Below are 8,492 nucleotides of genomic sequence, written 5' to 3' on the forward strand. Positions count from 1 at the left end.
GCCGCCCCCCCCCGCCCCGGCCGGCCCCCCCCACGGCAGTGTCCCAACCTTCTGCGCAGGAAGTCGGCCAGGTCGACTTCCTGCGCAGAGGGGCTTTTGGATGAGACGGCTTCGGCTCGTGGGACGTCGATGCGCAACCCCATCTCGTCGGGGAGCCCGTTGAGCACCTGGCGAAGCCCGCCTACCGTCCGTTCCCGGACCTCAGTCCCAGTCGATCCGCTGGCCCTCGGAGCTGACGGCCATCCGCAGCCGCTCGCCGGTGGGCTCGCCCGCGACGCGCCACCGGGTGATCAGCTCGGCCACGGAGTCCCAGAGCCGCACCGGCCCGCCTTGCCGGACCAGCCAGCGGCCCGCGTCCTCGAACACCACCGCCCATGACCCGCCCTCCACGTCCACCAACACGTGTTCGGTGCGCCCGTTCCGGGGCATGGCGAAGTACTGCGCCGTTGGCGCCGCGAACTGCGCCACGAACCGGGCCGCCCACTGGTCGAGCACGTCGGCGCCGATGCTCGCCGGACGGGCCTCGCCCTGGTCGAGCGCGGGCAGCATGCCGAGCGGCGGGGGCATGTGCGGGCGGGCGAGCATGAACGACACCCCGCCGCCGAGCACCGGACCGGCTGCCGTGCCGTCCTCGGCCACAGTGAGCCGCACCAGCTCGGAAGCGTTCATCCAGCCGCCCACGGTCGCCAGGATTTCGCCGCCCGGCCGGGTCTGCGCGATCCACTCGGCCGGAACCTTCCGGACCCCGCACGTGGCGATGATCCGATCGTACGGAGCCCCCTTGGCGTAGCCGGCGAGCCCGTCACCGGCCACCAGCTCGGGCCAGTAGCCGAGTCCGCCCAGCGCCACGGATGCCCGGGCCGACACGTCCGTGTCCACCTCGATCGACGTCACCTGGTCGTCGCCAAGGACGCGCGTCAGCAACGCAGTTGAGTATCCGGTGCCGGTGCCCACCTCCAGCACCGACATGCCGGGCCGAACGCGCAGGTCTTCGAGCATCCGGACCACCAGGCCGGGCAGCGTCGAAGAGGACGTGGGCACCTGCGCCAACCGGCCCTCTACCTGCCGGGGCACCACGCAGCCGGCGAGCTGCGTCACCAACGTGTCGTCCTCGTACACGCGGCCGATCAGCTCGGGCGACCTCTCCAGCGACACGGGCCGATACCACCCGTCGCCGTCGTACTCGAACCAGCCGTCCCGCAGGAATGCCTCACGCGGGACGGCCAGCATCGCCGCTTCCCACTCGGCGGTCAGGATCACCCCCACTTCCTTGAGCTGTGCGGCCAGCACCGCCCGCAGCCCTTCGGACTCCTTCACCCGGTTACTCCGTTCTCCAGAACATCGGCGATGGCGGACGTGATCGGCAGGCCCGCCGCGTGCTCCAACCACGCCCATTGGCCGTTCGGGTTGCACTCCAGGAACCACCATTCACCATCGGGGGACACGGCGAAGTCGAACGCCCCGAAGCGCAGCCCGAACTCGCTGAGGAACCGAAGCAGAGCGGCCCGGACCGGTTCGGGGCAGTCGACGGGTTCGTACGCCAGGTTCCGGTATTCGCTGCGCCAGTCGACCACCCCGGGAGGGGCAATGATCAGCGCACAGAACACCTCCTCCCCGACGACCACCGCGCGCACGTCGCCCGACTTCGGCACCTGCTCCTGAAAGAGATGGGCGCAGCTGCTCACGGCGTCGGAGATCTCCCCCGGCTCGACCGGTGCCGCCCAGATGCCGGCGGGTTCGCCGTCCACGTGGTAGGCCCCGGCGTGCAGGGGCTTGTAGATCGTGGGTTGCGCGGCGGCGAACTCCTTCGCCTCGGCTGGGTTGTTGGTGATCAGTGTTGCCGGGACTGACAGTCCGAGCCGGGACGCGATGGCGAGCTGTGCGGGCTTGTATTCGGCGCGTGCGATGGCCTGCGGGTGGCTCAGGTAGAGGCAGTCCGGAAGTGCGCCGAGCACGCCATTGAGCCCCCGGCGGTTCTCCTGGGCGGCGAAGCGGTCGGCCTGGTGGTCGCTCTGCGGCGCGTACGGGCTCGGCCGACGGTGATAGAGCGCGCGGACGCGGGAGAGATCGGCGGCCCGCTTGCCTACCGTGAGCCTTCCCGACCAGCCGTCAGCTGTAATCGAAGCGGCCAGCGCGGCGCGGGTCGGGAAGTCGCGTCCGGGGTCGAACCGGAGGACGGGCACCCGGCGCCGGTTCAGCTCCGCTATGACCAGATCGGCGGTCGGGCCCTCGGCTTCGGTGGAGACCAGCACCGGGCGTCCGTCCATGGTCTTACCTCCTAGTCCTGCGTCGCGTCGTGGCCGGAGTCTCCGTCGACCTTGCCGTCCTTGCCGACCTGGGTGGGCGGGTAGGTGCCCACGGACGTGCCGTGCTTGCCCAGCTCGGCGGGGGTCATGGTGCCGTCGACGCCGAACCACAGACCGGTCTGCGTCGCGGGGTCCAGCCCCGCGTACTGCCACTGCGACGGCTCACCGTTGCGCAGACGGGGTTGTTGGGACCCTCTGTGCAGGAAGTCGGCCGGGTCGACTTCCTGCACAGAGGGGGCGTTTGGGTCAGGCGGCTTCGGCTTGGTCCATCGCGGCGGCGTCCGGCTGGGCGAGCCAGATTAGGCGCGCGGTGGTTCCCGGCCGGCCGGTGAAGTGGCGGACGGCGCGCTCGGGGGACGCGAGGGTCATGCGCGCTCGGCCGTCGACGGTGATGACGTAGGTCGGCCCGGTGTCGTCGGCGAGCCCCCAGGCCACGACCCACCCGTCGGCGTCGGCCGCTCCTTCGTCGCACACTTGGACGACGGCGAAGAGCCGGGGCACGGTGTCGAGCACGAGCGCGCACAACTCCTGTTCGAACGGCACGTGGGGGTTTGGCGAGGGCGCAGACGCCATGGAAGTCTCCTGTCTCAAGGCATGGTTGAGCCATCGGCCAGCACCTTTAGTAACTGAGCCATGTCATACGGTAGCGTCGGGAGTGGCATAATTTCTATGTAGTCCACTGAAGACTCGCCATATCACCCCGGGTAGTGAACGAGAGGATCGCGATGTCATCGAACGGCGCGCCAACGTTGCGGCAGCAGCGCCTCGGGTTTGAACTGCGCAAACTCCGCGAGACCGCTGGGCTCAGCTCAACTGCCGCCGCAGCTCTCGTGGGTGTGAACCAGGGCCACATGAGCCGAATCGAAGCGGGCCGCTATGCGGTGAGCGCGGACCGTGTCCGCGCGTTCGCTCACGCGTACACGTGCACGGACCAGAACCTGGTCGACGCTCTCGCTGGGATGACCGGCAGGCGGATCCGGGGGTGGTGGGAGGAGTACCGCGACATCCTGCTGCCGAGCATGCTCGATCTTGCCGAATTGGAACACCACGCCACGGCGATGCGCATCGCCTCGGTGATTCACATTCCTGGCCTGCTTCAGACCCTTGACCACGCCCGCGCGATCTTCCTGGATACAGTCCCTCCCCTGTCGCCGCCTGAAGTGGAGCATCGTGTCTCCCATCGCATCAAGCGGCAGGCGGTGCTATACGGAGAGCAGGCGACTCCGCTCACGGCGACTGTTCATGAGGCAGCCCTGCGGATGGGGTTCGGTGGGCCAGCCATCGCTCGCGCGCAGCTCAGGCACCTCATCGAGGCGAGCACCCGCGAGAACGTCACGGTTCGCGTCATCCCCTTCGGTTCAGGCACGTTCCTCGGCTCCGGACAGTCCATCGTGTACTGCTCCGGGGTCGTGCCACAGCTTGACACCGTGCAACTCGATACCTATCACGGCTCCGAGTTCCTCGATGCTCACGCACAACTGGTGAAGTACCAGAAGGTCTTGGACCTCATGGAAGCCCGCGCCCTCAGCGCTTCGAAGTCACGTGATCTCATTGCTCGTATCGAAAGGGACACCTGAGAGGAAACGTCATGTCAGCTCTCGACTGGCAGAAGTCCAGCTACAGTTCCGAGTCGGCCAACTGCATCTATCTCGCGGCGGGCCACGACTGCAGCATCAGGCTTCGGGAGAGTGATGAGCCCGATGTCATCATCTCCACCTCGCCCGACAGGCTCCTTGCGCTTCTGCGCGGCGTCAAAGCGGGGGAGTTCGACCGGCTGACCTCGTCGTAGCGGTGGAGGATCAGGCGGGCTACGGCGTCGTGGGCGGCTATCGGGGGGCTCGTCCACCTCGCCTCCGTCGTCGCGGCTCGGCGGGCGAAGAAGCCGGGGGCCAGGAGGTAGGTGGCTACTGCCACTTCGCGGTGGCCCTCGTCGCGCAGGGCGGCTACTGCCTCGTGGGGGGTGGGGGTTGCCGCTGACAGATGGGCCGGCGTGACTGGGCGGCCCAGGTGGGTGGCAAGCAGCCTTGCCATTCTCGTCGTGTCGGCTATCGCCGCCGGGTCGGAGGAGCCCGCGCCGGCCAGGACCACCGGGGCCTCGGGGGTGGCTCCGGACTCGGCTAGACGGTCGGCGAGGGCTTCGGCCAGCAGTGGGTGTGGGCCCAGCGCTCGGGCTACCCGGGATGTGGGGAGGCCGGCGGCGGCCACTGCGGCTGGGATGTCCACCCGTACGTGGTAGCCGGTGCTCAGGAGCAACGGGACCAGGATGGGGTTCTCGCCGCGCAGTTGGGACAGTGCCTCCGAAAGCGACGGGCGGTTCAGGTCCAGGAAACAGCATTGGACGCTTAGTTCGGGTCGCAAGGCGCGAACTCGGCGCAGCAGCGCGTAAATCGCGGCCGACGACGCCGCGTCCCGGCTTCCGTGCGCCACGGCCAGCAGCATCAGCCTGCCGCCAACCGGTAGCCCCGCTTCGGCACCGTCCTGATCAGCCCCCCATGAGCCCCCAGCGCCGCCCGCAGTCGCCCCACCGCCGCCTCGACCGCGTGTTCGTCCGCGCTCGCGTCCGTCCAGGCCGCGCGCAGCAGTTCGGCCCGGCTCAGCACCCGGCCCGGGCGCTCCGCCAGCGCCCGTAGCACGGCGGCGCCGCGCGGGCTCAGCAGGTGGCTCTCGCCGTCGATCAGGGCCGCATTGCCCTGAAGCGTCAACACCACATCGGACAATGGGATTTCGCGTCGGCCGAGAGTGGGGAGCGTCTCCGCGAGCAGCCGGACCAGCGAGCCCAGCCGGCCACGCTCCGGGTACACCGTCGGCAGCCCGAGGTCCGCGAACGGGCGCGCACACAGCGCGCCGACGCACACCGGCAGCACGTCCCCGCGCAGCGCGTCGAGGACCGGTTCGCGCAGGCCCTCGGCCTCCGCCGTGGCGAGGAAGGCGGCGACCGCAGGGGCGCTGGTGAAGGTGAGCGCGTGCACCTGGCGCCGGACGGTCTGCTCGACGAGCCGCCGCACCGGTGCCATGTCGTCCGGCGGGGCCCACTGGTAGACGGGGACGGAGATCACCTCGGCGCCGCGTTCGCGCAGGGCCGCCGCGAAGGTGTCGAGCCGTACGCCGTGTTCCTGGATGGCGATCCGGCAGCCGTCGAGGGGGCGGGCGAGCAGCCAGGTGAGGAGTTCGTCGGTGGCCTCGGTACTGGGGGAGAAGCCCTCGCCGAGGCCGCTGGCCCGTACGGCCCCGGTGGCCTTGGGCCCGCGGCTGAGCACGACCGCGCCCCGGCAGGCCTCGGCGAGGGCGGCGCCGCGGCCCCACCCCTCGGCGGCGCTCATCCAGCCGCGCCAGCCGACGCCCGTGGTGGCGACCACGTAGTCGAGCGGGGCGGTCAGGCACCGCTCGGTGGCCTCGCGCAGGGCGAGGTCGTCGGCGAGCGGCATGATGCGCAGCACGGGCGCCTCGACCACCTGGGCGCCGCGCCGGGCGAGGAGGGCGACGAGTTCCTCGCGGCGGCGCGCGGCGGTGACCCCGACGGTGAAGCCGGTGAGGGGTCCGGGCGAGGTGGTGGGGGTTGCCATGCCGGTCAGGGTGCGGCGCGCACGTTACGGGGGCGTTGCCCGCCCGTCACTCCCAGGTAAGCGAAACGGCTGCTCCGGTTACGGTCAGTGTTCCTGGAGCGCACCCTGGGGCCGGGCGGCCGTGAGGGAGGCGTACCGCGCCCGCAACACGGGTGACGCGGTCGCGAAACAGCGGACGGCGACATTCCTCGGCATGAACCTCACCGTCCAGCCGGCCCCGCCGCCGACCACCGACACCCACTGCCCGTACTGCTCGCTGCAGTGCGGCATGCGGCTGGGCGGCGGCGTCGACGGCGTGCCCGAGGTGCTGGAGCGGCCGGACTTCCCGGTGAACCGGGGCGCGCTGTGCGGCAAGGGCCGCTCGGCGCCCGCCCTGCTCTCCCGCGACGTCCGCCTCACCGGCCCGCTGCTGCGCGACCGGCCCGGCGGGCCGCTGCGGGCGGCGGGCTGGCCGGAGGCGCTGGACCGCGTGGCCGACGGACTCGCCCAAACGAGGGAGCAGCACGGGCCGGACGCGGTGGGCGTGTTCGGCGGGGGCGGGCTGACCAACGAGAAGGCGTACCTGCTGGGCAAGTTCGCCCGGGTGGTGCTGCGCACCGCGAACATCGACTACAACGGTCGGTTCTGCATGTCCTCGGCGGCGGCCGCGCACCGCCGGGCGTTCGGCCTGGACCGCGGCCTGCCGTTCCCGCTCGACGACATCCCGCACACCGGCTGCCTGATCCTGGTCGGCGGCAACCCGGCCGAGACGATGCCGCCCGCCGTGCGCTACTTCCGCGAGCTGCGGGAGAACGGTGGCACGCTGATCGTCGTCGACCCGCGCCGCACCCGCACCGCCGAGCTCGCCGACCTGCACCTCCAGCCCCGCCCCGGCGGCGACCTGGCGCTCGCGCTGGGCCTGCTGCACCTGGTGATCGCCGACGGCCTGGTGGACAAGGAGTTCATCGCTCGAAGAACTTCGGGCTTCGAGGCGGCCCGTGAGTCCGCGATGGCGCACTGGCCGGACCGCGTCGAGCGGATCACCGGCGTGCCCGCCCACCAACTGCGCGAGGCCGCACGGTTGTTCGGGACGGCCGAGACCGGCATGGTGCTCACCGCACGCGGCCCGGAGCAGCAGAGCAAGGGGACGGACACCGTCGGCGCGTGGATCAACCTGTGCCTGGCGACCGGCAACTCCGGCCGCCCGTACGCCGGTTACGGCTGCCTGACCGGCCAGGGCAACGGGCAGGGCGGACGCGAACACGGCCAGAAGGCCGACCAGTTGCCCGGCTACCGCTCGATCGAGGACCCGGCGGCGCGCGAACACGTCGCCGGAGTGTGGGGAGTGGACCCGGGGAGCATCCCCGGCCCGGGCAAGTCGGCGTACGAGCTGCTGGACGACCTCGGCCGGCCGGACGGCGTCCGGGCGCTGCTGCTGGCCGGCTCGAACCCGGCGGTGTCCGCGCCGAACGCCGGGCACGTCACCGAGCGGCTGCGCGCGCTGGACCTGCTGGTCGTCGCCGACCTGGTGCTGTCCGAGACGGCGCGCCTCGCGGACGTCGTCCTGCCGGTGACCCAGTGGGCGGAGGAGGACGGCACCACCACCAACCTGGAGGGCCGGGTCATCCTGCGCCGCCGCGCCTTCGACCCGCCGGAGGGCGTGCGCAGCGAGCTGTGGGTGCTGCGCGAACTGGCCGCCCGGCTGGGCGTCGCGACCGGCTTCCCGGTCGACGCCGAGGAGGCGTTCGACGAGCTGCGCCGCGCCTCGGCCGGCGGCGACGCCGACTACGCGGGCATCAGCTACCGGCGGATCGCGGCGGAGGACGGCGTGTTCTGGCCCTGCCCGGCCGAGGACCACCCGGGCACCAGGCGGCTCTTCCTCGACCGGTACGCGACGCCGGACGGACGGGCCCGCTTCGCGGCCGTCACCCACCGCCCGGCCGGCGAGGAGCCGGACGAGGCGTACCCGCTGTACCTGACCACCGGCCGGGTGCTCGCCCAGTACCAGAGCGGCGCGCAGACCCGCCGGGTGGCCGAGCTGACCAAGGCCGCGCCCGGCCCGTTCGTCGAGCTGCACCCGCGGCTGGCCGAGCGGATCGGGGTGGCCGACGGGGAGCCGGTGGCGGTGACCAGCCGGCGCGGACGGGCGGTGGCCCCGGCGCGGATCACCGATGCGATCCGGGCGGACACCGTGTTCATGCCCTTCCACTGGCCGGGCGCGGGCCGGGCCAACAGCCTGACGAACCCGGCGCTCGACCCGGTGTCGCGGATGCCGGAGTTCAAGCTCTGCGCGGTCCGGGTGGAGCGCGCCGGACAGGAGGTGACCCCGTGACCCCGAGGACCCCGAGGATCGCCGTCGTCGGCGGCGGCATGGCCGGCGCCCGTTTCGCCGAGCGCTACGGCGCGCTCGGCGGGTCCGGCACCGTCACCGTCTACGGCGCCGAGCCGCGCGCGCCCTACAACCGGGTGCTGCTCGCGGACGTCCTGACCGGGCGCTACGACGCCGAGTCGATCGCCCTGCCGCTCGGCGGCGCCGAAGCCAGGACCGGCTCCGAGGTGGTGGCCCTCGACCCGGCCGCCCGCACGCTGGGCCTGGCCGACGGCACCATCGAGCCGTGGGACGAGCTCGTCCTCGCGACCGGCT

9 protein-coding genes and 1 pseudogene are annotated in these 8,492 nt (G+C 71.9%); 4 read left to right on the forward strand and 6 right to left on the reverse strand.

Annotated features, from left to right (window positions below):
- Positions 1-201: 201 nt before the first annotated feature.
- Genes tgmC through AB0O00_RS23095 form a run of 4 tightly spaced genes read right to left on the reverse strand, consistent with a single transcriptional unit; the run spans position 202 to position 2,879 of the window.
- The gene (gene tgmC, locus AB0O00_RS23080; protein WP_363654645.1) at positions 202-1,317 is read right to left on the reverse strand and encodes an ATP-grasp peptide maturase system methyltransferase; all 1,116 of its coding nucleotides are present in this window, start codon (positions 1,315-1,317) and stop codon (positions 202-204) included.
- Positions 1,314-2,267, reverse strand: a complete 954-nt coding sequence (gene tgmB / locus AB0O00_RS23085) for an ATP-grasp ribosomal peptide maturase (protein WP_363654647.1) — start codon at positions 2,265-2,267, stop codon at positions 1,314-1,316. Before tgmB ends, tgmC begins: the two co-directional genes overlap by 4 nt.
- Before the next feature lie 11 nt (positions 2,268-2,278).
- Positions 2,279-2,536, reverse strand: coding sequence for a putative ATP-grasp-modified RiPP (locus AB0O00_RS23090; protein WP_363654649.1), 258 nt, complete (start codon positions 2,534-2,536; stop codon positions 2,279-2,281).
- 16 nt (positions 2,537-2,552) lie between these two features.
- Positions 2,553-2,879: a hypothetical protein gene (locus AB0O00_RS23095; RefSeq protein WP_363654651.1), complete on the reverse strand. Its 327-nt coding sequence runs from the start codon at positions 2,877-2,879 to the stop codon at positions 2,553-2,555.
- A 152-nt stretch (positions 2,880-3,031) separates the two neighbouring features.
- Between AB0O00_RS23095 and AB0O00_RS23100 the strand changes: the two genes are divergently transcribed.
- Both AB0O00_RS23100 and AB0O00_RS23105 read left to right on the forward strand, forming a co-directional pair.
- The gene (locus AB0O00_RS23100; RefSeq protein ID WP_363654661.1) at positions 3,032-3,883 is read left to right on the forward strand and encodes a helix-turn-helix transcriptional regulator; all 852 of its coding nucleotides are present in this window, start codon (positions 3,032-3,034) and stop codon (positions 3,881-3,883) included.
- Between the two features lie 11 nt (positions 3,884-3,894).
- Entirely contained in the window at positions 3,895-4,095 is a 201-nt protein-coding gene (locus tag AB0O00_RS23105) for a DUF397 domain-containing protein (protein ID WP_363654653.1), read from the forward strand.
- Positions 4,096-4,172: 77 nt separating this feature from the next.
- On the opposite strand, the pseudogene AB0O00_RS23110 reads toward AB0O00_RS23105, so the two are convergent.
- Both AB0O00_RS23110 and AB0O00_RS23115 read right to left on the reverse strand, forming a co-directional pair.
- A pseudogene (locus AB0O00_RS23110) lies at positions 4,173-4,745 on the reverse strand (sirohydrochlorin chelatase); the annotation flags it as partial.
- Positions 4,745-5,869 carry a uroporphyrinogen-III synthase gene (locus AB0O00_RS23115; protein WP_363654655.1) on the reverse strand — a complete coding sequence of 375 codons (1,125 nt, stop codon included), beginning with the start codon at positions 5,867-5,869 and terminating at the stop codon, positions 4,745-4,747. The pseudogene AB0O00_RS23110 and the gene AB0O00_RS23115, both read right to left, overlap by 1 nt.
- A 193-nt stretch (positions 5,870-6,062) precedes the next feature.
- On the opposite strand from AB0O00_RS23115, the gene AB0O00_RS23120 reads away from it, so the two are divergent.
- Both AB0O00_RS23120 and AB0O00_RS23125 read left to right on the forward strand, forming a co-directional pair.
- Positions 6,063-8,180 (forward strand): molybdopterin oxidoreductase family protein, encoded by a 2,118-nt coding sequence (locus AB0O00_RS23120; protein ID WP_363654657.1) that lies wholly within the window; start codon positions 6,063-6,065, stop codon positions 8,178-8,180.
- Positions 8,177-8,492, forward strand: a 316-nt coding sequence (locus AB0O00_RS23125) for an FAD-dependent oxidoreductase (RefSeq protein ID WP_363654659.1), incomplete at its 3' end; no start/stop codon positions are given. The genes AB0O00_RS23120 and AB0O00_RS23125, both read left to right, overlap by 4 nt.

It is taken from the genome of Kitasatospora sp. NPDC093558 (assembly GCF_040683475.1).
Lineage (GTDB): Bacteria > Actinomycetota > Actinomycetes > Streptomycetales > Streptomycetaceae > Kitasatospora.

Excerpts from the sequence above, each read along its gene's own strand:
- tgmB (WP_363654647.1), bottom strand. The coding sequence starts at position 2,267 with ATGGACGGACGCCCGGTGCTGGTCTCCACCGAAGCCGAGGGCCCGACC.
- AB0O00_RS23095 (WP_363654651.1), bottom strand. The coding sequence starts at position 2,879 with ATGGCGTCTGCGCCCTCGCCAAACCCCCACGTGCCGTTCGAACAGGAG.
- AB0O00_RS23100 (WP_363654661.1), top strand. The coding sequence starts at position 3,032 with ATGTCATCGAACGGCGCGCCAACGTTGCGGCAGCAGCGCCTCGGGTTT.
- AB0O00_RS23105 (WP_363654653.1), top strand. The coding sequence starts at position 3,895 with ATGTCAGCTCTCGACTGGCAGAAGTCCAGCTACAGTTCCGAGTCGGCC.
- AB0O00_RS23115 (WP_363654655.1), bottom strand. The coding sequence starts at position 5,869 with ATGGCAACCCCCACCACCTCGCCCGGACCCCTCACCGGCTTCACCGTC.
- AB0O00_RS23120 (WP_363654657.1), top strand. The coding sequence starts at position 6,063 with ATGAACCTCACCGTCCAGCCGGCCCCGCCGCCGACCACCGACACCCAC.